Annotated in this window: 22 protein-coding genes and 1 pseudogene; 13 read left to right on the top strand and 10 right to left on the bottom strand. The window is 43.9% G+C overall.

The features are described from left to right. Window positions 1–298: 298 nt before the first annotated feature. Window positions 299–727: pseudogene (locus AB4375_RS05425) on the bottom strand (HlyD family secretion protein); the annotation flags it as partial. Between the two features lie 37 nt (window positions 728–764). Here AB4375_RS05425 and AB4375_RS05420 point away from each other — a divergent pair. Further along, complete coding sequence (locus AB4375_RS05420) at window positions 765–2,222, top strand: PLP-dependent aminotransferase family protein (protein WP_372051154.1); 1,458 nt, start codon at window positions 765–767, stop codon at window positions 2,220–2,222. 46 nt (window positions 2,223–2,268) lie between these two features. Here AB4375_RS05420 and yjeH read toward each other — a convergent pair whose 3' ends face one another. Continuing rightward, on the bottom strand, window positions 2,269–3,540 hold the full coding sequence (gene yjeH / locus AB4375_RS05415; RefSeq protein ID WP_017064857.1) for an L-methionine/branched-chain amino acid transporter: 1,272 nt from the start codon (window positions 3,538–3,540) through the stop codon (window positions 2,269–2,271). Between the two features lie 254 nt (window positions 3,541–3,794). Here yjeH and AB4375_RS05410 point away from each other — a divergent pair, with 254 nt between their 5' ends. The 3 genes from AB4375_RS05410 to AB4375_RS05400 all read left to right on the top strand — a co-directional run bounded on the left by AB4375_RS05410 (window position 3,795) and on the right by AB4375_RS05400 (window position 5,912). Then, window positions 3,795–4,256 (top strand): Lrp/AsnC family transcriptional regulator, encoded by a 462-nt coding sequence (locus tag AB4375_RS05410; RefSeq protein WP_017061781.1) that lies wholly within the window; start codon window positions 3,795–3,797, stop codon window positions 4,254–4,256. Beyond that, complete coding sequence (locus AB4375_RS05405; protein ID WP_372051153.1) at window positions 4,250–5,170, top strand: LysR family transcriptional regulator; 921 nt, start codon at window positions 4,250–4,252, stop codon at window positions 5,168–5,170. Before AB4375_RS05410 ends, AB4375_RS05405 begins: the two co-directional genes overlap by 7 nt. A 127-nt stretch (window positions 5,171–5,297) precedes the next feature. Next, on the top strand, window positions 5,298–5,912 hold the full coding sequence (locus AB4375_RS05400; RefSeq protein ID WP_017061779.1) for a LysE family translocator: 615 nt from the start codon (window positions 5,298–5,300) through the stop codon (window positions 5,910–5,912). A 393-nt stretch (window positions 5,913–6,305) separates the two neighbouring features. On the opposite strand, the gene AB4375_RS05395 is transcribed toward AB4375_RS05400, so the two are convergent. Both AB4375_RS05395 and AB4375_RS05390 read right to left on the bottom strand, forming a co-directional pair. Continuing rightward, on the bottom strand, window positions 6,306–7,469 hold the full coding sequence (locus AB4375_RS05395) for a carboxylesterase (RefSeq protein ID WP_017061778.1): 1,164 nt from the start codon (window positions 7,467–7,469) through the stop codon (window positions 6,306–6,308). Between the two features lie 53 nt (window positions 7,470–7,522). Further along, window positions 7,523–7,753 (bottom strand): hypothetical protein, encoded by a 231-nt coding sequence (locus AB4375_RS05390; protein WP_017061777.1) that lies wholly within the window; start codon window positions 7,751–7,753, stop codon window positions 7,523–7,525. Between the two features lie 273 nt (window positions 7,754–8,026). On the opposite strand from AB4375_RS05390, the gene hcp reads away from it, so the two are divergent. Then, entirely contained in the window at window positions 8,027–9,688 is a 1,662-nt protein-coding gene (gene hcp, locus AB4375_RS05385) for a hydroxylamine reductase (protein ID WP_017068651.1), read from the top strand. Between the two features lie 101 nt (window positions 9,689–9,789). Continuing rightward, window positions 9,790–10,845, top strand: coding sequence for a 2Fe-2S iron-sulfur cluster-binding protein (locus AB4375_RS05380; protein ID WP_372051152.1), 1,056 nt, complete (start codon window positions 9,790–9,792; stop codon window positions 10,843–10,845). A 239-nt stretch (window positions 10,846–11,084) separates the two neighbouring features. Here AB4375_RS05380 and AB4375_RS05375 read toward each other — a convergent pair whose 3' ends face one another. After that, on the bottom strand, window positions 11,085–12,521 hold the full coding sequence (locus AB4375_RS05375) for a glyceraldehyde-3-phosphate dehydrogenase (RefSeq protein WP_017068649.1): 1,437 nt from the start codon (window positions 12,519–12,521) through the stop codon (window positions 11,085–11,087). 966 nt (window positions 12,522–13,487) lie between these two features. Here AB4375_RS05375 and AB4375_RS05370 point away from each other — a divergent pair. Continuing rightward, on the top strand, window positions 13,488–16,052 hold the full coding sequence (locus tag AB4375_RS05370) for an ATP-binding protein (RefSeq protein ID WP_372051169.1): 2,565 nt from the start codon (window positions 13,488–13,490) through the stop codon (window positions 16,050–16,052). Between the two features lie 31 nt (window positions 16,053–16,083). On the opposite strand, the gene AB4375_RS05365 is transcribed toward AB4375_RS05370, so the two are convergent. The 3 genes from AB4375_RS05365 to AB4375_RS05355 all read right to left on the bottom strand — a co-directional run bounded on the left by AB4375_RS05365 (window position 16,084) and on the right by AB4375_RS05355 (window position 17,625). Continuing rightward, a complete protein-coding gene (locus AB4375_RS05365) occupies window positions 16,084–16,320 on the bottom strand; it encodes a hypothetical protein (RefSeq protein ID WP_017061772.1) in 237 nt (78 codons plus the stop codon). 166 nt (window positions 16,321–16,486) lie between these two features. Continuing rightward, entirely contained in the window at window positions 16,487–17,113 is a 627-nt protein-coding gene (locus AB4375_RS05360; RefSeq protein ID WP_017066096.1) for a D-Ala-D-Ala carboxypeptidase family metallohydrolase, read from the bottom strand. A 197-nt stretch (window positions 17,114–17,310) separates the two neighbouring features. Beyond that, complete coding sequence (locus AB4375_RS05355; protein ID WP_004742367.1) at window positions 17,311–17,625, bottom strand: DUF496 family protein; 315 nt, start codon at window positions 17,623–17,625, stop codon at window positions 17,311–17,313. Window positions 17,626–17,820: 195 nt separating this feature from the next. On the opposite strand from AB4375_RS05355, the gene AB4375_RS05350 reads away from it, so the two are divergent. The 5 genes from AB4375_RS05350 (at window position 17,821) to luxQ (ending at window position 23,025) form a co-directional block, all read left to right on the top strand. After that, window positions 17,821–18,021: a hypothetical protein gene (locus AB4375_RS05350; protein ID WP_017068647.1), complete on the top strand. Its 201-nt coding sequence runs from the start codon at window positions 17,821–17,823 to the stop codon at window positions 18,019–18,021. Between the two features lie 56 nt (window positions 18,022–18,077). Further along, window positions 18,078–18,734, top strand: coding sequence for a YceH family protein (locus AB4375_RS05345; protein ID WP_017061769.1), 657 nt, complete (start codon window positions 18,078–18,080; stop codon window positions 18,732–18,734). Then, window positions 18,735–19,049 carry a GIY-YIG nuclease family protein gene (locus tag AB4375_RS05340; RefSeq protein ID WP_017061768.1) on the top strand — a complete coding sequence of 105 codons (315 nt, stop codon included), beginning with the start codon at window positions 18,735–18,737 and terminating at the stop codon, window positions 19,047–19,049. A 308-nt stretch (window positions 19,050–19,357) separates the two neighbouring features. After that, window positions 19,358–20,452 (top strand): autoinducer 2-binding periplasmic protein LuxP, encoded by a 1,095-nt coding sequence (locus AB4375_RS05335; RefSeq protein ID WP_372051151.1) that lies wholly within the window; start codon window positions 19,358–19,360, stop codon window positions 20,450–20,452. Continuing rightward, window positions 20,452–23,025, top strand: a complete 2,574-nt coding sequence (gene luxQ, locus AB4375_RS05330; protein ID WP_372051150.1) for a quorum-sensing autoinducer 2 sensor kinase/phosphatase LuxQ — start codon at window positions 20,452–20,454, stop codon at window positions 23,023–23,025. The genes AB4375_RS05335 and luxQ overlap by 1 nt, the downstream gene beginning before the upstream one ends. 59 nt (window positions 23,026–23,084) lie before the next feature. Here luxQ and AB4375_RS05325 read toward each other — a convergent pair whose 3' ends face one another. Next, window positions 23,085–23,744, bottom strand: coding sequence for a PilZ domain-containing protein (locus AB4375_RS05325; protein WP_017066093.1), 660 nt, complete (start codon window positions 23,742–23,744; stop codon window positions 23,085–23,087). Window positions 23,745–23,938: 194 nt separating this feature from the next. On the opposite strand from AB4375_RS05325, the gene AB4375_RS05320 reads away from it, so the two are divergent. Further along, window positions 23,939–24,289, top strand: coding sequence for a HopJ type III effector protein (locus tag AB4375_RS05320; protein WP_017061764.1), 351 nt, complete (start codon window positions 23,939–23,941; stop codon window positions 24,287–24,289). A gap of 134 nt (window positions 24,290–24,423) precedes the next feature. Here the strand turns inward: AB4375_RS05320 and AB4375_RS05315 are convergent, their stop codons facing one another. Further along, window positions 24,424–24,732, bottom strand: a complete 309-nt coding sequence (locus AB4375_RS05315) for a DUF1289 domain-containing protein (protein WP_080582242.1) — start codon at window positions 24,730–24,732, stop codon at window positions 24,424–24,426. Window positions 24,733–24,860 lie beyond the last annotated feature (128 nt).

The following is a 24,860-nucleotide window of genomic DNA, read 5'->3' as shown; positions in this document are numbered from 1 at the left end:
ACGTCAGTTGGCTAGGTGACCCTCGGCTTAAGAAGGGTCAATATATACATTGCAGTTAGTGTGCCAACTTTTAAAACCACGTAAAACGGCAGTTTTATAGCAATTTGGTGCGTATTTGAGCGTTTAATTTGCGTTTTTGAAATACCCAATTGCAAAATGCAATTGCGATTTGCAACTTTAGAGTGTTTATTCGTTTTTTGGGTTTGTGTTCTTTCTGGCGACGAATGGTGAAATAAACAAAAAGCCCGTGCGATCTAAGAGCGCACGGCCTTGGGTATTGTTTCACCAATAGGAAGTATTAGATGGAGTAGAAGAAGTACAGTTGAGACTTCATTCTAATGATGATCCCGCGTATTACGTCTAGGAACGCCATAAAGCTGATAGGCTTCTCACCGCTTACCCACGCTAATCCGACAGAGCCAACAGGAATATCGTAACCCTCTGCCTCATCAATTTTTAAACGAACAAAGTGGTGCTTGTTCTGAAGGTTTTTGCCTGTGGTAACACGAACCTGCTCATCGATACCCAGCAAACTTGCTTGCGCTTCACCAGTGGCTTCTACAATGCCTTCTACGGTTGCAGAGAACACTTTTCCTGGGTATACCGCTGTCGCAAATTCCGCAGGTTGACCGACCTTAATATTACGAATCGCTTGGTGGTTAACTCGCATCAGCACGTACTTCTCTTCGGTATACATCTGGATACGAGGCATCATTGAAACACGCTTAAATAGAGCCACTTTTAAACACTATTTGGATCCAGTTATGCAGCCTATCGATGTCGGTGATCTACAGTTAGACGAACAACACGGCACGCGTCAAACCGCCTTGTTCCACGCGATAAGAGAGAAGATCGTTCAAGATTTATGGAGCAAGGGCAGTAAGTTACCTTCAACACGTAAGTTGGCTGTCGAGTTATCGGTGAGTCGAAATACGGTGATTTATGCGTACGAACAACTGGTTACTGAAGGCTATATCGAGAGTAAGCAAGGCTCAGGGTTTTATGTCTCGGTTGAACAACCAGAACACTTTCTAAGTTTGTCTAAGCCAAACAGTGTTCAGGATCCGAAGGTCAAACAAACAGTCAGTAAACCGAGTACAAACATAGCGACACCTAACGACATTAACCGCAGCTTTGCCCCAGGAGTTCCTGACTTAGATGCGTTCCCTTTTGCGAAATGGCAGAGGTTGCTGCAACGTCACTCTACACGTCAGAACATTGCGGGCAATCAAGAGGTTCAGGGAAGCTCAGCCTTGAGGGAAGCGTTGAGTGGGTATCTTGCAAGCAGTCGTTCCGTTCATTGTAATGCCGACAGAATCATCATCACCGCAGGTGCGCAGCAAGCCATCTCAATCGGATTAATGGCGACGTTAGCGATGGGCGAAAAAATCCTCGTGGAAGAGCCCGGTTATCGACAAGTGCATAAAATTATCGATCTGTTGAGATTAGAGCTGGATCGTGTAAGTGTGCGTGAAAAGGTGGGGCTAGATATTGAAAAAGTGTTGGCCAGTAATGCTAAGGCTCTGTATGTCACACCGAGTAACCAATACCCAATGGGCACGACTTTAAATACTGAGCAACGCCTTAAACTGATCGACTGGGCCAATCAACATCAGTCATGGATCATTGAAGATGACTATGACAGTGAGTTCCAGTTTGCTCATCGCCCTTACACCAGTATGCAAGGCTTAGCGGGTAAACTCGGGTTTGATGAACGAATCATTTATGTTGGTTCGCTGAGTAAAGTCATGTTCAACGGACTCCGCTTAGGTTACTTAGTGGTGCCAGAAAGTCTGGTGGCGAAGTGTCTTGAGATCAAAGACGCGCTCACTGGAGACACGGCGTCCCACACACAGGAAGCTTTGGCGGATTTTGTTCGAGAAGGCGACTTGCTGCGTCATATTAGAAAGATGCGTCGGTCATACAAACTCAAGTATGAAGCGATGATAGAAGCGATTGAAAGCGAGTTTAACGGTGATCTTGAAGTGATCAGTCAGGCAGCAGGGCTACATGTGACCGTGAAGTGGTATCAAGGTATATCTGAGACTGAATGGAGTCATAGAGCTGAGCTTGAAAATATCATCATTCGTCCGTTTGATTTTTATGAATATGGATCAAGTGATGCTCGTGATTGGAGTGGGGTGGTGTTGGGGTTTGGAAATATCCGATTGGCTGACATAAAGCCGAAGATCAAACAGATCGCTCGGCTTTTTTATCAGTAATATTGGTAGGGCTTGTTTACCATTTTCTGATTCATCACGAATCGAGTTACAACTTGTCGATAGAGACGGTGGGTTTACCTTTACCTAGCCACTTCCGCCAAGGGAGTGACAATGTCACAAAAACAATCACAGCATAGAGCATCGACCAACTTAAACAGATAAACACCAAGGTACAGATGACCAATGAAAGCATGGCAGTGTATCTAGATGCGCCTGTTAGTAATCGGCAAGCGGCTAACATTGCGAGCAGATAAACCAGAACAAAAATACCGTTGGCGAGCTTGAGAAAGAACTCAAGGTCTAAATTAGACAGCTCACCAATCACACACGAAATAAGCACGACAAAGCCAATTGCTAACGTTGGGTAGAGCGGTACGCCGCGGCTGTTCAGTTGAGCCATTCGACTTGCAGGGCTGTGTTGGCGGGCCTGAGCCCAGATCATCCGAGACAGGCTTTGTGTGTAAAGGTTTAGGCTGGCAAAGCAAGCAAAGAACCCCAGCACGCTGATGACGGTTTTGAAGCCATTACCAAACAGTTGTTCTGTTACCCAAGGGATGGATGCGGCATCGAATTCAGATGAACCGAAAGCACCCAGCTTAAGAATCACTACTGAACAAGCCCAGTACACTAGCCCCGCAACAAAACAGCCTGCAATGATGGCGATTGGGAAGTCACGTTGTGGATTTTTGAATTCCTCTCCCATGTGAGCAAAAGCTTCTATTCCGACAAAGCACCAAAACATGACAGCTAAAGCAGCGCCGATAGACCACATTGAATTGGATGAGATGGCAGGAAGAGCAACATCGGTTGCCGTGATGTCGGCTTTCCAAACAAAAGCGCTGACTAAGGCAAAAATCGACAATGCGATCACGGTTTGCAGTCGGCCAGAAGATTTACTGCCCATCAAATTGACGGCAATAAGCAGGGCGACGGTAAAGGATTGAGCACCAAGTGGTGTATCGAGAGGTGCGGGTAACAATTGTTGAGCAAAACCACCAGCCAGTGCAATGGCCGCTGGAATACCGACAGGAATAACACTCACAAACAACCACGCCACGCTTGTTTCTAATCGCTCGCTAAACGCCTGGCGCACAAAATAGGCAGTACCACCTGCATTCGGGTAGCGTTTTCCTAATGATGCGAAGGTCAGTGCAATCGGGCAAATAGCGATAAACAGGATTAACCAAGCGAGAAGAGACAACTGTCCTGCAATGCCTGCTGCGATCGCAGGGATCATAAATAATCCAGTGCCTAGCAAGGTCGTCGAGAGTTGTCCGATTCCTGAAATAAGCGTGATTTCTTGTTTGAGTTGTGTCATTCGCTCTCCTAGCTATTTGATTCTGGTCACGGTCTTCCAGTAACTTTCTTCTGGTGTGTGAGAAGTTATGATTGAGAGCATACATTGTTGACATCAATAATACAGCTAGCGAAACGTCGTAAGACACCGTCATTTTAACGGTATTAATCCGATTCAGTGTGAAAGTGTCGGCTGTCAGAATGGCTGTTATAAGTAGGAAAGTTGTGTCAAATTAGGCGTTATAAATAGAACAATAAATGAAAAGAATCAGAAGCATGGATAAATTTGATCGCCAGATTTTGGATATTCTCAAAACCAATGCACGATGCTCAGTGAGCGATATCGCCCGAGATGTCAGCCTCTCGCGCTCAGCGGTGAACGCCAGAATCAAGAAACTGGAAAGCGACAAAGTGATTACGGGCTACTGCGCTCAAGTGGCAGAACCCAACCAAACGAAGAATGTGTGCGCTTATATCTTGTTGAAGTTCGACATGTCGAGTAGTGACCATAGTTGTGAGTCTTACGCGAAACAAATCCAGAGTATTGATGAGGTGCAATGGTGCCACTCTATTAGCGGTGAGACAGATATGATGTTGTACGTGGAAGTGGAAAGCATGGAGAGCTTGAACCGAGTTCGCGATCAGCTGCAAAGTTACCCGGATCTTCGCCACTTAATGACTCATACGGTTTTGACCGAGTTTTTCAACAAACAGAATGCGACGGTGCATTCATGTTAGGCAATATCAACTTAAACCTACTGCGTTCACTGCATGTACTTCTTGAAGAGTGTCATGTGAGCCGTGCCGCCCAACGTTTGCATATCACACAATCCGCGGTGAGCCGTCAGCTCAGCCAGTTACGTGATTTGTGTGGCGACCCTTTGCTGGTCCGTGACGGCAACAAACTGGTGCCGACCAACCGTGCATTGCTACTCAAAGGTAAACTCGACGACCTGCTTGGCGAGTTTGACCACCTGTTAGATGATAAACCCTTCGAGCCGCAAGACTGGCAGGGTGAATTGGTGTTGTCTTCGAGTGATTATGTCGCTCAGTATATTCTTCCTGTGATTGTGGCAGAGGTGTCTGCTGAAGCGCCGAACATTAATTTGGCTTATCGATTGTGGCAGCCAAACTACCTTGAAGCACTGAACGAGTCTGGGATTCATTTGGCTTCCAGTATGTTTCCCACAAAGCCAGAACATGTCTCAAGTATCAAACTTGGTGAAGATAAGTCGGTGTGTTTGATGCGAAAGTCGCACCCGCTGGCTCAACAAGCGGTTTTGAGTGCAGAAGATATTGTTCACTACTCTCACATCAAAGTGACGGGTGGTGGAGATAAAGACAGTTACGCGGACATAGTATTGAAGAAGCAAGGGCTGAAGCGAAGAGTGGCTTTACAGGTTCCGTTCTTTTCATCTGCTGGTACTGTGTTATTGCAAGACGACTATCTGATGATCGTGCCAGAACATATCGCCTATAACCTAGGTCGACACCTCGATACTACCTACTTTTCGTTGCCATTTGATACGGAAATGCATACCTATTGGTTAATGTGGCATCCTAAATATGACAACGACTCTGCCCACAAATGGGCGCGAGAAAAAGCATTCCAAGCCATGCAAAAGTCGAGTTACAATATCAGTATGACTTGAAATCATAGGTGTGATGATAATCTTTGATTTCAAATAATACCTCCTGCGAATTATGGTAAGTGCCAAGTATTGAGTATTAAGCGTAGAGCGTTCAGCTGGAACGCTTTATTTTATTAGGAATGGAATGATGACAGTAACAATTTGGTTTTCTTTATTAGCGATTTGCTTGTTGGGTGCAATGTCTCCGGGCCCAAGCTTGGCGATGATCGCTAAACACAGTTTGGCTGGTGGCCGTATGAACGGGCTTATCGCAGCTTGGTCACACGCTGCTGGTATCGGTATTTATGCGTTCGCAACCATTGTTGGTTTAGCCGTTGTGCTTGAGCAATCCCCAATGTTATTTAAAGGTATTAGCTTAGCGGGGGCTGCTTATCTGCTTTATCTTGGCGTTAATGCGTTACGTTCGAAAGGTGGTGTTGCCGCGAAATTAGAAGCGGGTGAAAAGATGAGTTACATGCAGTCTGCTCGTGAGGCTTTCTTGATCTCTATCTTGAGCCCAAAGATCGCATTGTTCTTCATCGCTCTGTTTAGCCAATTTGTAGCGCTAGGTAATGAACTGACCAATCAAGTGATTATTGTCTCAACGCCGCTGATTGTCGACGGCCTTTGGTACACCTTTATCACCTTGGTACTGTCTAGCCCGTTGATTGTTGAACGTATTCGCTCGAAAGCTCAGTTGATTGATCGACTATCTGGCGTGGTGCTGATCCTGCTTGCTGTTCGCGTGGTGTGGACGATATAGCAGTAAACGATAAGAATAAGTAACTAGGGTCTGTTAACTTTTAGTGGTTAAATTTTGTTCGAGATAGAATCGTTTTAGGCGCGGCAAGGAGTATGTAGCCTAGTCATTCTAAGTTAATACTTCTTAACAAAGCATAAAACGATTCTAGCCGAACCCTTCGGGCAGCCTTTGTGGTTCATTTCTACTGCGTTATCGGCTTCTCATGTAGGCTAGCTACACTTCAAAGCCTCTGCCTTGTAGAAATTCCCCACAAAGTGCTGCAAAAATCAGCTCTAAAGGTCAACAGACCCTAGACGTTCACCAGAAACGACACTCATTAAAAAAGGCTCACTAGACGTTATCTAGTGAGCCTTTTTGATTTCTCTGGATTAGCTTTTGGAAGACTTGAGCTTATTAGCCTTCAGAGTTCAGTACGGCATCTAGCTTCGCCATCGAGTCTGAGAAGTAGGGGTTGTAGGTCAAACGCGCATGGTTCTTCCCTTCTTCACGATAGCCCCAAGCTGAGTACCAAACCTCACTGGTTGCATTGCATTGTTCTTCAAACCCTTCTGCCTGACCATTGGAGCAAATCTTCTCGCTACCATTGATTCCGTAATAAGGGTTGTTTGGTGAGAACAGTAAGCCCATGTGAGAGCCGTTCGAGATGCGTTGCTCTGGGATCTTCATGCTGTACTGAACAGCGCGAGGATCCTCGAGAGTCGTCTCTCCTTGCCAAACCAACACATTGTTTGGATTCGGCATAGATTCAGTAAAGGCTTGCTGAACGTAGTTGGTGTCAATCACGCTGTCGCCTTCACTCATCATAATAAAAACTGGTTTATCGAAGTGTTTATCTTGTAAGTCACCACGTACGACTTCTGATGTCTCGTAGTAAACCGATGCACCATTCATTGGCAACGAGTTGTAACGCAACACATTGTCTTCAGGATCTTGATCCGCCCAAGTGACAAAGTAGCTTGCTAGTCCCGCGTATTGAACGGCAGACGAGCTCGGTTGAAACGCAGGTGAGAACAGCAGTAACCCAGAGATCTTTGGATCGTTCATCGCCTGTGAAGTCACGAGGTTCGCGCCGGTTGAATAGCCGCCTAGCCAAACAGAATCATACTCTTGCTCAAGTAACTTCGTATGATGAGCCACCACACCTTGCCAATCTTCTAGGCTCGGCTGCATTAAATCACCCACGCGACTGCCGTGACCCGGAAGTAATACGGTTCTCACTAAGTAACCTTGCTCTGCCAAATGGGTAGCGATGTCTTTAAATGAGTAAGGTGAGTCGCCTAATCCATGAACCAATAATACCGCCTTGCCGTTTGGCGAGGTTGGTTGATACTCGGTTGGTGAATTGAGTTGGATCTCGAGTTGCTTGTCTTCCGTCATGAACACGCGGTTTTTCAATAACCAATCTTGTGTGTCATTGACGTAGGCATCAAAGCTGTCTTGCTGATAGCTAGGCAAGTCTGGAGATGTTTCGTAAGCGGGTATCGGTGTCTCGTTGGAACAACCAACGAGACTTAAAGTCGTTAAGGCCAGCAGTGCTAGGAGGGGCTTTCTTTGCATTATGTAATCTTGTCTCTGTTGTGCTTTCACTATGTCTGAAACTAAAGTTTAGGTTACTTTTTGCTTGAAAGGTCTTCGTATTCACCTTCAATAACACCGGCATCATTGGTTGATGACTGACGAGTGTTCATATGAGCTGCGAAACCTTGTTTCTTCATTTGATTCTGAATGCGCTTGCCAGTAATTAAAGCTGCAATAGCTAAAGGAATAGCAAGGATCAAGCTTGTGAATAACGCCAAAAGGCCAGTAAACAATGCAACAATCGTAACTAATATATTTTTCATATTCATTCCTCTTTTTCTATGTTGTTACTTTATCGCTTCTATTCTGAACGAAACATGAACGCCGTTAATAAATCTCTGAGAGTCACTATGACACGGATGTGTGCTGTTAGGGAGTTTATATGTAGTCATAATCACGCACTAAAAACATGGAATAAAACTAAGTTTAATAAAATCAATATGTTAAAAGTTGGCACGCTTGATGCTCTATAGGGGTTGGAATAAGTCACTGTAAGCAAAGTACTTACAGTTAATAAAAATTACTGGAGCCCTTATATGTTCTGTATTCAATGTGAACAAACAATTCAAACCCCAACCGTAAAAGGCTGTTCTTTCGCACAAGGTATGTGTGGTAAAACTTCGGAAGTATCCGACCTTCAAGACGTGTTGGTGCATTCTCTTCAAGGTGTTTCTTTTTGGGCCAATTTGGGCCGTGCGTGTGATGTTATTGATACTGAAATCGACGAGTGGGCGCCAAAAGCGTTTTTCGCAACACTAACCAACGTTAACTTCGACCCTGCTCGTATCATCGAATTCGCACAACAGTCCCATGAATTCAAGCAGCGTTTAGAGCAACAGGTTCGCGCGGCAGCGACATTGATTGGTTTTGAGATCCCAGCGCTTTCTGCTGCTGCTCAATTCGACCTTCCAACGGACTCTTCAGAGCTATTGGCGCTTGCCCCTCAAGCGGCGGTAAACCGTGGTCACGACTCTCAACACGAAGATGTGATTGGTCTTCGCCTTCTTTGCCTATACGGTCTAAAAGGTGCAGCAGCTTACATGGAGCACGCACGTGTTCTTGGTCAAACTGATAATGCTATTTTCGCTGAATACCATGAAATCATGGCGTTCCTAGGTACAGATCCATCAGACCTAAAACAACTGTTAGATACGTCTATGCAGATCGGCTTAATGAACTACAAGGTCATGGAAATGTTGGATAAAGGCGAGACAGATACCTTCGGTCACCCTCAACCAACAACCGTGAATGTGAAGACGAAGCGAGGTCACTGTATCCTTGTTTCTGGTCACGACCTGCATGATCTAGAAAAGATCCTTCAACAAACGGAAGGCAAGGGCATTAACGTTTACACCAACGGTGAGATGCTACCTGCACACGGCTACCCTGAACTAAACAAGTACCCGCACCTTGCGGGTAACTACGGCAGCGCTTGGCAGAACCAGCAAAAAGAATTTGCGAACTTCCCAGGTGCGATCGTAATGACATCTAACTGTCTGCTTAACCCAGATGTGGGCTCGTACGCTGACCGCCTATTTACGCGTAGCATCGTAGGCTGGCCGGGTGTTGCTCACCTTGAAGGTGACGATTTCAGTGCAGTGATCGATTGTGCTCTTGCGCAAGAAGGCTTTAAGCATGACGAGATCGAGCAAATGATCACTGTCGGTTTTGGTCGTAACGCCTTGATGGAAGCAGCGCCTGCGGTTGTTGAACAAGTGAAAGAAGGCAACATCAAACACTTCTTCCTAGTGGGTGGTTGTGACGGCGACAAATCTGAACGTAGCTACTACACAGATTTCACAGCTCAAGCGCCAGAAGATTCAGTAATCCTGACATTGGCATGTGGTAAATTCCGTTTCAACAAAAACCAATTCGGCGACATTAACGGTATTCCACGTCTGCTCGATGTTGGCCAATGTAACGATGCATACTCAGCGATTCAGCTTGCTCTTGCGCTGTCTCAAGAGTTTGATTGTGGCATCAACGAACTACCACTAACACTTGTTCTTTCTTGGTTCGAGCAAAAAGCGATCGTTATCCTGCTTACTCTGTTCGCACTGGGTGTGAAAGGTATCTACACAGGCCCAACAGCGCCTGCATTCCTAACTGAAAACCTACTAAAGATTATTCAAGACGAGTTCGATATGCGTTCTATCTCAACGCCAGAGCAAGATCTTAAAACAATCTTAGCGGCTTAATCTAAGCCCACTCCCAAGCCCCGTTGTTGCTGTTCTCTAGGAACGTGCAGCGGCGGGGCTTTTTAGATTTAATTCTTTAGTATCAGTGAGGTGTGTGAACTATGTATGCATGGTCGGATAGCGATTCAATCAATTTAGTGTGTTTAAAGAAATGGCACGAGACGCCAGATACGGTCAGCTTTGAGCTTGGCAGTATTCCACAAGATTTACATTTCAATTTTAAGCCCGGTCAGTTCATCACCTTGGGTTTAGATATGCCGACGAAAACGGATTACCGTGCTTATTCCGTGGCTTCTTGCCCCGAAGATAACCGCCTGAAGTTGACGGTCAAGCGTGTGGAAGGTGGCTTGGTTTCGAACTTTATTGTTGATGAGCTTGATGAAGGTGACGAGGTTTCTGTGTTGAAGCCGGCAGGCTCGTTTAACTGTATTGATTGCATGCCAACGGCAACAAAGAAAGTAACGCTAGTGAGTGCGGGCTGTGGCATTACACCCGTAATGGCGATGGTAAAATATTGGCTGTCTCAAGACAGTGACATTGAGATTGATTTCGTCCACATGGCACGCAACAAGCTTGAGACTATCTACTTTCAAGAACTTCATCAGCTCGATGAATCACATGCGAATTTCAACTTAAAACTGCTGTTAAAAGACAACGAAGGAACAACCGCCCCTCAAGGTCGTTTAGATAAAAACTGGTTGGTGAAACTGAGCCCAGATATCTTAGATAGAACGGTTTACCTGTGTGGGCCTGTCGGCTTCATGCAAGATATTGAGAGTTATCTGAAAGAGCTTGAGTTCAACATGGATAACTTCTATCAAGAAAGCTTTACTCCTGCTACTCAGGATGCTCAATCAGAAGCGTCAAACGCCGAAATTGCTGACGATACGAATAGTGCTGTTAAGGTATTTGTGCCTGCGTTCGGCGCTGAAGTTGAAGCGGAAACTGGCACACCATTGGCGGATTCATTAGAAAAAGCAGGCGTTCCAATTATTATCGCTTGTCGTAGTGGGATTTGTGGTTCGTGTAAATGCAAAGTGACCAAAGGATCTGTGGAATCAAGCAGCCAAGAAACATTGACGCCAGAGCAGATTGAACAGGGCTACGTGCTTGCATGTTCAAGCTCGATTCAGTCAGAAGTTGAGGTTGAGTTATAACAGACGTAAAGCTGTGCAAGAGTGATGAAGACAAGATCTTATTATAGCGATAAAAGTTAGGGCGCTAGATGTAAAAAGGCCACCTAGATCAGTTAGAGAGAGCAGATCTAAGTGGCAACCCTCTTGTTTATACGGGGGAGTAAAACAAAAGGGGTTGCGAAGTCCATACAGACTTCGCAGATATAGTTATTATGTTGTGGAGCTTGTTGCGATGGACGTATCTACAAGAGCGAAGTTAATTAAACTTCTGGGTATGTCTTGTAGCGTACACCCATCATCTGTTCCATACAGTGAACAACTTGGCAGCTGTAGCCAAACTCGTTATCGTACCAAATGTACAGCACGGCACGGTTGTCTTGTGCGATAGTCGCCACACCGTCAACCACACCTGGGTGACGAGAGCCAACCAAGTCGGTAGATACAATCTCAGTCGAGTCTGTGTAATCAATTTGTGCAGACAAAGCAGAAGACAGCGCCATTTCACGCAGGTACTCGTTCAACTCTTCTTTGTTTGTGCCTTTCTCAAGGTTTAGGTTCGCAACTGCCATTGAAACGTTTGGCGTAGGAACGCGAATCGCATTACCTGTTAGCTTACCTTCCATTTCCGGCATCGCTTTTGATACTGCTTTAGCAGCGCCAGTCGATGTCAGTACCATGTTCAATGATGCAGCACGACCACGACGATCACCCGAGTGGAAGTTATCGATTAGGTTTTGATCATTGGTAAATGAGTGCACCGTTTCGATGTGACCAGACAGCACGCCAAACTTGTCGTGAACCGCTTTCAATACTGGCGTGATTGCGTTAGTAGTACAGCTTGCTGCAGAGATGATGGTGTCTTCTGGCTGAATAACATTTTCATTCACACCAAATACCACGTTCTTGATGTCGCCTTTACCAGGTGCAGTCAGTAGCACTTTCTTCGCACCGTTACACGCAACGTGTTGGCTCAGGCCTTCCGCGTCACGCCATACGCCTGTGTTATCAACCACAAGTGCATTTTCAACACCGTAAGCCGTGTAATCCACTTCTTCTGGTTTGTTTGCGTAGATAACTTGGATGAAGTTACCGTTAACGATGATCGCTTTGCGTTCTTGGTCTACAACAATGCTGCCGTTGAATTGGCCGTGTACAGAGTCACGACGAAGCAGGCTTGCACGTTTTTCTAGGTCGCCATCTTTGCCGCCGCGTACAACGATTGCACGTAAACGCAGTGGGTACCCCGGGCCACTTTTCTCGATCAACAGACGAGTTAGCAGTCGGCCAATACGACCAAAACCGTACAATACAACGTCACGAGGTTCTGTCATTGCATCGCCTTCAAGCGATTCGATAAGTGCAGTTTGTAGGAAATCATCCAACCCATGTGTGTCTTCGCGATCTTGCCAGAATGAATGCGCAAGGCGACCAACATCAATACGACATGGAGATAAGTCCATAGAGAGAAGGTGTTGAATAATAGGTTGAGTCTGTTCTGCTGTAAGAGGAGAACCAGTGTAACGTTTTGCGATGCGGTGAGCTTTGATGATGTCGATAGTTGTCGCGTTAACTAAGGTCTTACCAAAGAGGATAACTTCTACGCCTTTTTGACGGTATAACTGACCTAAAGTTGGAGCGATGGATTCAGCAATGGTTTGACTAGTTTGCCAATCTAGGAGGTGCTTTTCGGGACTCATCTTTACTCGGGACCTTTCACGTTAAGTTTCTGCATTCATGGCGGTTGTAGGGAAGCCAATCAGCATAGGGGATTTGAGGCATCAGTCTGTGGTCTTTATTGCCACTTAAATGTGCTGATATACCTTGTGTGTAACTTGTAATTTTTATGTGGCAGGATTGTAAGGTACGACGGGTTATTCTGCTAGGAAAAATAAATGCAGACAAAATATCTGCAAATTGGCTTTATATTAGCCATAAATCAAGGTTTGAACGTAGATAAAGACTATTGACTTTAATAATCTGTAGCACTTATTTTTCGTCAAAAAATACTCAATTCAAAGGATAATATGTAATACAGGTCATATTGAACATTAAAGGTGTGATCGCTAACTCAAGTTACACGTAAACAGTAAACGATAAATAAGGGAATTAACGAGTATTGATGTTTGACCTTTGAATAAGCCTAGCTTGAGTGTGAAAAGTGCATCACGCAAACGATTGGATGTCACAATTTTAACCTAACTATCCACTTTGTTAGCACGCAGAGTCATTATTCACAGTCTAGTTGAGCCGCAGAATGTGGATGTGTACTTGTTATGCCGGTGATAATAACTGGAGAAAACGTCTTTTGTTTACATTTCGCTCACTAAAACCTCGCTTGCTTACATCTCATTTGTAGAAACCTCCTCGAGTAGACCTCTCTCACGTAACGTTCACTTGTCTAAAATCGGCTTGTCTCAATCTCACTTAGTAAAGCAGACTCCTCCGCTTTAAAGCCCTGTTTTGGATGCCTGTTGATTCTAATTTTTCGTTCTGGGCTCAGAGTATCATTTGTTCATATCCAATTTGATCAATAACCCCCTGTTAATGTCCTATTCTTAATTTGGGCTAGGTAAATTACTTTCGGGAAGGGAGTCGTTATAAAAATGATAAATATGTCAATTAGATGGCGTCTTATTTTTCTTTCCACGGTTTCTGTACTCATTATGTTCGGGTTTACAGTGAATGAAGTGCTTAAGAACGATGAGAAGATGAATCACCTTGAAACAACGCGTATTAAGGTCGAAGCGCTTCAATTTTTTAATACGGTTTCAAGTGATGCTTATCGATGGTTGGTGCTGTCTAATGATTCCCCTGAGAAAGGTCAGTTGCTTTTAACACTGCAATCAGAACTGGATAGACTGACTCAGTATGGAATGCGACTTCAACGGTTCGACAGCAATTGGAGTATTGACCCTCAGTTAGCTGAATTGAAAAAGTTGTTGATGATCCTAGCTAGTACACCTGAAACGACAGACAGCAGAAAATTGACAGAGCGCGCTTTCGACTTGTTAAAAGACGTGCTGATGGAGCTGTCCGAATATCGCATGGCTTTAGTCGATGGCAATATTGGTCAAGCGGAAGCGATGTTTATCAATCTTACGCATTATGTGTTTTGGACTCAGAGAGAAGCGTGGTTAAGCTTCAGTTTGTATCGCTCGCCCGAGCTAAGAAATCAATATTTATTGAGCTATGTAGGTGCGCTAGAGAGGCAGCAACAGTTGCTTGATACATTTTTCCGCTCTGATACTCGTTCACCTGAAATTAGGCAACTGCTAAACGCGGTCGCCAAAGATGATTTTCAAGACAAATTTATATCTCGAATCCTCAAAGGGGACTTTTCATCACCCGAAATATATCAACACTTGAAAAGCTTAGAGGTTAAAAAACGGGCTATTTCAAACGCGATTGGCGCTTACACCAATCAAATACAGTTTGAACTGACCAAGAATATCGCGTTGCAGAAAAGCCAAACCTTGGTCATGACGTTGCTTATACTCATCGCTTCTGGTGTTTTGATGTGGCTTGGGGTTGCGACATCTCTGCGCTTAAACAGAAACCTGTCGATTATCTTGAAAGGTGTGTCGGAATGCGCTGATAGCTACGGCCAGCCAAAGGTGATTCGTATCCAAGGGAACGATGAGCTTGCCGAGTTCACTGAAACCCTAAATCGAGTGATGGAACGCAACTATCTGCACAACAAAGAGTTGATAACAGCAAAAGAAGACGCGATTTCGGCTAACAAAGCCAAAAGCGCATTCTTAGCAAATATGTCACATGAAATACGCACGCCACTTAACGGGATCATTGGCATGGCTGAGATCTTATCTCAAAGCCAACTGAGCCCAAATCAACAAGAAGTACTGGGGGATATCGAATCGTCCTCTCACTCTTTACTGGTGCTGCTGAATGACATACTCGACCTGTCTAAAATCGAGTCGGGTAACTTGATGTTGTCACGACACAATGCTGATTTGCGAGAAGCGGTTTATGACTCTGTGAGTGTGATTCAGTCGAAAGCGATAAGTAAGGATATTGAGCTCGACATCAATATCGATTATCAAACGCCGTCACAACTGTTTTTCGATGAGTACCGCGTGAGACAGGTGCTGACCAATCTGCTTTCTAATGCCATCAAATTTACGTCTAAGGGCACAATTACAACTGACATTGCTTATACACCTATGTCTATGGGCAGGGGCAAGCTTGAATGCAGCGTGTCTGATACCGGGATTGGGATTGAGCCCGAGAAGTTAGAGTCCATATTTGAACCTTTCACTCAAGAAGATGGCAGCATTACCCGTCAATTTGGCGGTACGGGGTTAGGGCTTGCGATTTGTCGACAGCTTGTTGATTTGATGGGTGGTTACATTACCGCGCGTTCAGTGAAAGGAGAGGGCTCTACATTCACTTTTTGTTTGTATGTCGATGTTGTAGAAGCGCCTGTTCAAACTTTCGATAACCTGAGCCGAGCGACCATCATCTCGAACTCTTTCAATTACCTCGATCAGCTCGTTAAAGAGTGTGAGCGTTTGAATGTTCGAGTCAATGTGGTGTCATCCATTGCTGCCCTTAGTGAAAGTGTAAAAGAAAGTGACTTCATACTTTATTGTCATACCTTGCACCACTCTATGGAAAAAGATCTTGCGACGTTGAAGGTGATATATCCTCTTGCTCGCGTCATCGTTTGTCAGCATCACCTATTTAAAACCAACCTAATCAGAGAAACGGTCCACTCGACTCATACCTTGCCATTCTTGGGCCGACGTTTCTTAACCAGCTTACAATCTCTCGATGTGGGCGAAGAGCAAACGCCTCAAGTGGAAGCAAAAGATGAAGAAGTTCGCTCTCTGAATCGACGCATTTTGATCGTTGAAGACAATCTGATGAATCAAAAAATAGCGAGCTTCTTCCTTGAGCAAGCGGGTTATGAATATTTGATTGCCAGTAATGGCCAAGAAGCGGTGGATGTCATCACCCAGGGTGCTCAGTTTGATGCAATCTTAATGGACTGCATGATGCCTGTTATGGATGGCATAACGGCGACTCGTGCGATACGTCAGTGGGAAGCCGATCAACAAGTCACACCATTACCCATCATAGCTTTAACCGCCAGTGTTCTAGAAGAAGACATCAAAGATTGTTTTGAAGCCGGTATGAACGCCTACTTACCTAAACCCTATAAATCTCACCAGCTGTACGATCTTTTCAGTAGCCTTGATATTGTCTAGGGCTCCCGTATCAAGGCTAGCGCGGCGCTACTTAACGAACTTCCAATCCAAGGTTGTATTGTGCAAGGCAACGACCGACATAGCTGATGTTCAGCAAGGCTGCGACTAAGATGGTGCTGATGTGGGCGACGATTTGAATTGGCAGTGAGAAGTGATCGGCCATTGGATAAGCAACAATAATACTGAGAAGCATAAGCAAGGTTGTGATAGCTAGACTGAAGTTTGAAACAGAAAGCAGAGTTTGAAAGCGTTGAGTCATCGTCTTCATATTGAATTCCTAATTGCTATTAATAATTATGATACTTGTTATTAATATCAATTAGCGTTCCAGTTTTAATTTACATTTAAAATCATAATCTTATGTAATTTCGCTTGTTTTTATAGTCTAAGTGACACGTGCGAATTGCAGGTCTTTATGACTTGATCGTGTTTCTTTACCATTGTCTAAACCCACAAGTATCGATGTGGAATCGAACACCTGAATATAAACCAAGCCCAACATTATTTTTTTGCCCGAATTCCGAATGAATCTTTTTAAGTTTCACGTGTAGATCTTCGCGAGTAATGTCATTTGCAGGCACTAGGTCTAAGGCACAAAACTCTAAGTGCTTACTTCGCAGTGCACCACCAGCTTGTTGATTGTAGATATCGGTTCGCTCTCCAGATACTGGTATAACAACACCGATTTCAGGCTCAATATATTGTTGTATGTACTTCAGGGTATTGATCATGTTTGGCACATGTTTCTTATTTGGGAGGGTAAACAAGGTTGTATTACTCATTGCCCAATCCGTCCCTTGCAATAGAACGAGATGCAGAGGCATGCTCTGAGTAACGCCATTGTCCTTGAGTTGTTGTCCGATTGCTCTCACTTGGTCTTGAGCGTGATTGAGGAGCATCCAACCTCGAAATGCTGATCGGGTCGGAACCTTGTAGCCATGAACATCGACCACGAGATCGTCATAAGTGATTTCGGTTTCTTCGGTATAAAGTTTCTCAAATTTTTCAGGGTAAGGTTGTGTCGTTGATAACGCCAAGGTAATCAGAATACTTCCGTACATAAAGTCTCTCCATCGCTAGTGTACACTCGTTATTTAGTTTGATACTGCTGTTGAGTTTCATTCATTTTGCTTAGGTACGCTTAAGCCTAGACGGTTAGGTTTAGATGCTTAAGTATAGACGCTGGAGTTTAGGTAAAAAAAACCCACTACTAAGAGTGGGTTACTAACATTGTTACAAGTAAATTAGCGAGGTTAGATTACTTCTTACCTTGGATTTGCTTGTCTTCTTCTGTCAGTTCACGAATGCGACGGCTGATGTCACGGCGAGCTTTAGAAATCTCAGCGCTCTTGATGATGTGGTCATCAACACGGTCTTCGTAGTCAGCTTTCATATTTTTGATAATGCCTAGGATCTCGTCGTGGGTCATCTCTGGCTTGATGTAATCAAGTAGGTTATCAAGAAGGTCGACACGCTTACGGTTGTCACGAACTTTCTTTTCGTTGTCTAAAAGTTCACGCTTAAGTTTGTTCTTACGTCGTGCTTGGTTAACAATTTCAAATACGCTGCTCATAGATTCCTTTTCCTATTAGTCAAATACGTTGTCTGCTTCTGATTAAAGCACATCAATTGATGATGTAACAGTCTTTAGATCAAAGCAAAAGTAAGGTTGTTTAATTATTCGTCACTCTCGCTGATGTGTGATTGTTTTTATCTTACCGTTCAAGTTAGTATCCCATGTAGATACTGCATTGATACGAAATGTGAAATGAATCAACAACAATTGGAAAACGAAGAATTGGACGACAATGTCACTGAATCTTCAGCAGAACAAAACAAGCTTCGTGATGCGTATGTACAAGAGCGTACTTATTTGGAAGTCGTGGAAATAGAGCTAAACCGTTCTAAGATCATAATGATTGATGAACAGGGCAGAAAGAAACGAGTACCAATTTTGTCTGAACACTAGTTACTGCATTGTTAGGTGTTGAGATGGAATTATCAAAATAATAAAAAGGAAAAACGATGAACACAGTACTTTCCCCAATTGAAGCGAGAATTATCGGTTGTTTGATCGAGAAAGAAGTCACTACTCCCGATCATTACCCACTGACACTGAACAGTTTAACCACGGCATGCAATCAAAAGAGTAACCGTGAACCTGTTCTCTCTCTTTCTGAGTCAGATGTTTTAGATGCAGTTGATGGTTTAATCGGACGTCGCATGGTGAGTGATGAGAGCAGCTTCAATAGCCGTGTTAATAAGTATCAGCATCGTTTCTGCAACACTGAGTTCGGCGATCTGCAATTTACAGAGCAAGAGCGTGCAATCATCTGCTGTATGTTACTGCGCGGTGCGCAAACACCCGGTGAACTTCGTACTCGAACGGGTCGCCTTGCAAACTTTAGTGATGTGAAAGAAGTAGAAGCAACATTAGACAAACTCGCTGCAAGAGAAGCAGGTGCCTTGGTTGTGAAGCTGCCACGCGAAGCGGGTAAACGTGAATCACGCTACCAGCATTTGTTGAGCGGTGAAGTGGACGTTGAAGCGTTTGCGATGGCATCAGTAAGCGCGGCTGCCCCCTCTGCAACGAGTGAAAAGTTTGAAGAGCTTGAGTCTGAAGTTGCAAGCCTACGAGCAGAAGTGGCAGAGCTTAAGGCTCTGGTTGAATCACTGCTTTAAATGTCAGATGCTGATAAAAATGCGGATTGGGTCGTGTACTTGATCCGCAATCGTCACAATGCCCTTTATTGTGGCGTGACGAACAATCTAGAACGTCGATTTGAACAACATCAAACCGGTAAAGGCGCCAAAGCTTTAAAAGGTAAAGGCCCACTTAAGCTGGTTTGGAGCTTTGGTGTTGGCTCAAAAAGTGAGGCGTTGAAAACCGAATACGCGATCAAGCAGTTGCCCAAATCCCGCAAAGAAAAACTGGTATCACTCAAACTGATTATTGAGTGGCAAAAAGACAAAATTCAATATATCGAAGTCTCATAATTCATAGCTAAAATGTTTGTTATTGATTAAATCTTAATAGTGTAAGGAGCTATATCGGCTCTAGCTAAGCTTATGAATTTAAATGGTAATTACTCTTACCGTGAATGGGCTGAAATCATAATTTAACTCGTTGTTCTTAATCTCCATTCCAAATTAACATATTGCTCATTTAGAATGTCGTTCTAATTAGTGTTAGACGCTATCATTTATCATTGTTGTCCTACATAATATCCATTAGCCATACAAAGAGATGGTGTCATGCTAGGTTAAAAAATGAGCCAAAGTAGCTCATATAAAACGAGAAAAATATGAAACGTTTACTGATGTTGTTTGGACTTGCCGTATTTTCTGCGTCCGCTCTTTCCCATGGTACTCATGTCCTCAATAGGTACTGGGAATACCAAGATTATCTTTCCACTTTTCCAGAACAAAGAGCATTGACCGATAAAATGGTCGAGGCTGTACAAAATCACCCTGTGCCATTGAGGCGACCTCAAGATCGACCTATCACGATCTCGGTTGTGTATCCGGGCCAACAGATCTCGGATTACTGGGTTCGTAATATTCAAGCTTTTGAGAAGCGTCTCGATAGGCTGAAGATCCGCTACCAAATAAATCAAGTATTTACCCGTATTAATGCCGATCTCGCGCAGCAGAGTATTTCGTTGCAAGAAGCGATTGAAAACAAGACGGATTATTTGATTTTCACGCTAGATACCACGCGCCACCGCAAGTTTATCGAGCACGTGTTGACCTCTACAGACACCAAACTGATTCTTCAAAATATCACGACGCCAGTGCGAGCTTGGGCAGATAGACAGCCATTTATGTATGTGGGTTTTGACCATGCGACAGGCAGCTTAAAACTGGCGGACTATTTTAAACAAGTAAGTCCGCCAGACAGTAAGTATTCTGTTTTGTATTACTCACAAGGCTATATCAGTGATGCGCGTGGAGATACTTTTATCCATGAAGTGAATACGGTTACCAACTTTACCCTTAAGTCTTCGTTTTACACAAAATCAAACAAAGACAGTGGCTACCAAGCGGCTAAAATCAGCATAGAGAACGATAAGGATCTAGACTTTATCTACGCATGTTCAACGGATGTCGCTCTCGGTGCAATGGAAGCGATTCGTGAATCGGGCCAAGACATCTTAGTGAATGGTTGGGGAGGCGGCTCTGCTGAACTTGAAGCCATTGCAAGGGGCGACCTAGATGTTACTGTCATGCGTATGAACGACGATACAGGCATTGCAATGGCAGAGGCGATCAAGTGGGATCTAGCCGGTTTGGAAGTGCCTACCGTTTACTCTGGTGAATTTGAAATTGTCACCAAGGAAGATTCCCCAGAACGTATTTCAGAACTTAAACAGCGAGCATTTAGGTACTCAGGTCACTAATGAAGAAAAGTTATGCCAGTACACCTAGAAACACTTTAGCTAGACTCATTACGCGTATCGTTATTTTGGTGATAGGCGTGATGGCACTTGGCGTGCTTATTCATAATTATGAAACCAGCAGTAATATCGTACAGCAAGAGACGAATCGAACGGTACAGCAAACCTCAAGCCTGATCCAAAACATGTTTGATTATCGTTTGTCGGTGCTGAAAATCCATCAAGACAGTAGCTCACACAGTGAAACTCTCAGAGAGTACTTTGATACGGGTAATGACGAGACTCTGAGCTACTTTTTCTTTGGTGTTGACCAAGGTGAACCGGATCATGCACCAGATTTACGCTTTGTCTCAACCCACGATGGTTTGGCTTGGGAAGACGGCAACAGTCAATTTTATGGTTTGGATGAGTCCAACTTAAAGCATATTTCTGATGAGGTTTCGTTCAGCAGTAATTGGCATTTTATTAAACTGAGGACAGATATAGGTAAGCGTCACTTGTTGGCTCGCCGTACCCCTATTGTTGATAACGCTACTGGGGAAGTCCTTGGTCAACTCTATATCGCCATTGTGCTTGACAACAACTTCTCTTTGGCTGAGTCAATCCAACAGGGCAGTAATAGCGAAAATATCGTGATTGAAGCGCACGGTACACCGGTGACATCGACATTCAGTGGTGATGAAAGCTACACCATTACTGACATCCTCAATTACCAAATGTACGAACAGTTGCCGCGTCATTTCGTTACCATCGCAACCATTAAGATTAATGCTGTTGAAACTCCTTTAATCATTCGAGCTGTTCAAAAAAATAATAATTTCATTGCGTTAGAAGAGAATTATCAGCGTGCGATCATCGTGGTGATTGTGGTGATCATATTGATGTCTTTTTTTGCTCGAACTTGGATTCAAAAGAGAGTCTCAGCCGAGCTTGATAAGCTAATGGACTTTACTCGTTCGGCAAGTGCTAGCGAAAAGTACAACAAGTTCGATGGCTCTAACATTTTCGAATTTCATCATATTGGTTGTACTCTTGAAGACACCTTTGAGCGCTTATCTGAACAGAATCAAAAATTCCAAGATCTCTTTAACTTTGCTCATTCGCCTATCTTAGTTTGGTCTGAAAAAGGCGATTTGATTCAGATGAACCCCGCCGCTCGCATGGCGTTGTTCGATGCTGATGACAATTATGGTCCAATTGCCCAAGAGTTTGAGCAGCGAATGCTGCCTAATATTCAAATGGTGGTTCAGGGTTCTAAACTGACGGGTATTAACGTACCCATTGGTGAAAAGGTGTTTCGTTGGAACATGTCTGCTATTCGCGTGGAACACGGCATCACAGGAGTGGTGGTACAAGGGCAAGATATTACTAAGCTAATCGAGGCGGAAAGACAGGCTGATCGAGCAAGAGAAGAAGCTGAGCATCTTGCGAATGTGCGGGCAGATTTCCTCGCAAAGATGAGCCATGAGATTCGTACACCGCTTAACGGTATTCTTGGTGTTTCTCAGTTGCTAAAGCGCTCTATACACAGTGAAGATAACTGTGAACAGGTGGATGTACTTTGTAATAGTGCGGAACATTTGCTGGCGGTACTTAACGATATCTTGGACTTCTCAAAGTTAGAGCAAGGGCAGTTCAATATTCAAAAGAAAGACTTCCGCTTAGGGGAACTGGTTAATACATTAGACAGTATCTATCGTCCGCTTTGTGGCGATAAATCGATCGCATTTACTATTGTGAATCACTTGGCTGATGACATTGAAATAAACACCGACCAAGTGCGCTTGAATCAAATCATGTTTAACTTGGTGAGTAACGCTCTTAAATTCACTCACCAAGGCGGTATTTCCGTTAGTTTTGAACTCGAAAGTATCTTTAACTCCGATCACGCCAGCTTGATCGTTCGAGTGAAAGATTCTGGCATTGGTATTGATGAAAGCAAAATTGATGCTGTTTTTGAACCCTTTGTTCAAGCCGAAGAGACCACCACTCGTGAATATGGTGGCACTGGTTTAGGACTTACAATTGTAAAAAATCTGGTCGATATGCTGGAAGGGGACATTCAAGTCCGCAGCGTGATAGGTCAAGGCTCAGAGCTCACGATAGAAATTCCTGTAGTCGTACACGCCAAGCCGCTATTAGTCGATGCTAAGCAACAAGCTGAGGTTGAGCCAGAGGCGTTGTTTAGTCGACCTTTGAATGTGTTGCTGGTGGAAGACAATCACACCAACGCCTTTATTGCTCAGGCTTTCTGTAAGAAATATGGCATGGTCGTCACCTGGGCAAAAGATGGCTTAGAAGCGATTGAGATGGCTAAGACGATTACCTATGACTTGATCTTGATGGATAACCAACTCCCTAATCTCGGTGGTGTTGAAACCACTCAGCAGCTAAGAGGTGAGATTGGTGTGTCAGCCCCTATTTATGCGTGTACCGCTGATGCTCAAGAGTCAACTAGAGACAGCTTTATGGCCGCAGGGGCGAATTACGTGATTGTAAAGCCGATTAAAGAAGAGTCGCTCCACCAAGCGTTTGTTCATTTCAAAAACTCATACTGGAATGACACAGAGCACTAGGCTTTAACTTAGTGCTCTTTAATGGAGTCTGTTGAAGAGAAGTAACTAATTTTCTGCCTTTATATCGAGCCAGCGACAAAGGCTTGTTCCAATAGCAGCGTTTTCAACTCATCACTCATATCTAGGTGTTCAGGGAATTGGATACCTAGCAGCCAGCCTTGTCTTTGCCTTTTCTTACTTACCACCTTGTAGACAAGATCGTCATCTAAGTACTCATTTAAGTCAGAATTAACTTTTATCTTCCAGCCGACATCAATATCTGATTGCTGGGTAAGATAGATACCGCACCCTGACGCTGAAAAGTCGACTAGTGTGGCATCCAGCGACAAGGTATCAAAAGTGACTTCACAGCTGAGACGTACTTTATACCTTTCGTGTTCACGAATAGGCTTGGTTGCAAAGTTTGAGGGTGGGCGAAGGAAGATTAGATGTGCTGGAGAGGTGATATGAGCCAGTACATTGGTTTTGAACGCGACAATGTGCCCAAGTTCGGTGTCGGTAATCGCACGAACAATAATATCAACGTTTGTGAGCTTTCTCAGCGTCAGTGCTTCTGTCGCTTTTTGCGTAAGCTCTAGGATGAGGTACTGATCTTCTTTGTGTCCGATATAAAGTGTACTGATCTGGATTGAGTCGTCTGGGCCAAATTCCAATACACCTGCTGTTTTTGTACCTGGCTTTAGGTATCTGAACAGTTCTAAGTTTTTATCTTTATGCATATTCGTTACTGAACAATGTTAATCGTTTGATAAAATAATATAACGCCCTGATAAAACTATGTCATTAGTTTCATTGAAGTAATTAGCAGCGTACAACAAAAAAGTGAATCGCTATCTCAAGTAAACAACGGCTTACTCTTGTCGTAAAACAAGATACACTGCTGACAGATATATACTTGATGGAGAAATAGCAAATGGAACTGGAAACCTTATTGAATACTCTGGCTGAAACCCCAGAGGCCGTGCAATTTGAAGATACAATGCAAGTGATCGAAGCTCACTATGATTTTTCTGAGCGCGAATTTCGCAATGGTGAGGTAGTGAACGCTGCAGGGCAGAATAATGGTTCGTGTAAGATTTTTGCTTTTGGTTTAGAGCAAGGCCTATCAGCAGAGCAAACACTTGCTTGTTTTGGTCAATTTTATCGTAACGACGTGCTAGGTTTTCCTGAGAACAGCGACCATCAAAATATTCGTAACTTTATGGTTCATGGCTGGAATGGTATCCAGTTTTCTCAGCCTGCGCTGGTTGCAAAAGTGAAGTAGACACTAACCAGGTAACGATTAGGTCGAAATTTAATCTCAGTATTTTGAAGCGAGAAAACAACCTCTCGCTTTTTTTGTCTATGTTGAACTGGCTAGTAACTTGCTATCCAGTAACTTACTAAATGGGCTATAAACTACTGAACGGGCAGGGCAGACAAGCACTTACGACACATACAAACTCCAGCCTTTGGAATATCGCTAGTATCTCGTTTTTCTAACTCAAAACACCAACACGTCTCTTTGCCCGCACTGATATCGCATTGAGCTGGCTCATTACACTGTGGACATTGGTGAGTCGAACTCGCGCCACTAAGATTATCCATAACCGACGTTTGCTCTTCTTCAGATAAGCCTTTCCAACCTATAATTTCATCCATTGTTCGAAAGCAGCCACTACACATTCCGCCATTATTTTTACAAGCCGCTCGGCAAGGTGTTTTCATTTCTCTAACCTGTGATTCATTTGGGCTGAAATGTAGCATATTTGTTTCTTCTTGAAGAGCCGTTAAGCTAAGAAATTACTCAGTTAAATTTAGAAATGACCTCGTAATTTTTAGGCTTTTCATGTAGC

Origin of the sequence: Vibrio sp. 10N.261.51.C6 (assembly GCF_041471785.1) — a bacterium.
Lineage (GTDB): Bacteria > Pseudomonadota > Gammaproteobacteria > Enterobacterales > Vibrionaceae > Vibrio > Vibrio crassostreae_C.
The sequence above is the reverse complement of the archived record's forward strand: the minus strand, read 5'-3'. Positions and strand labels throughout refer to the sequence as shown.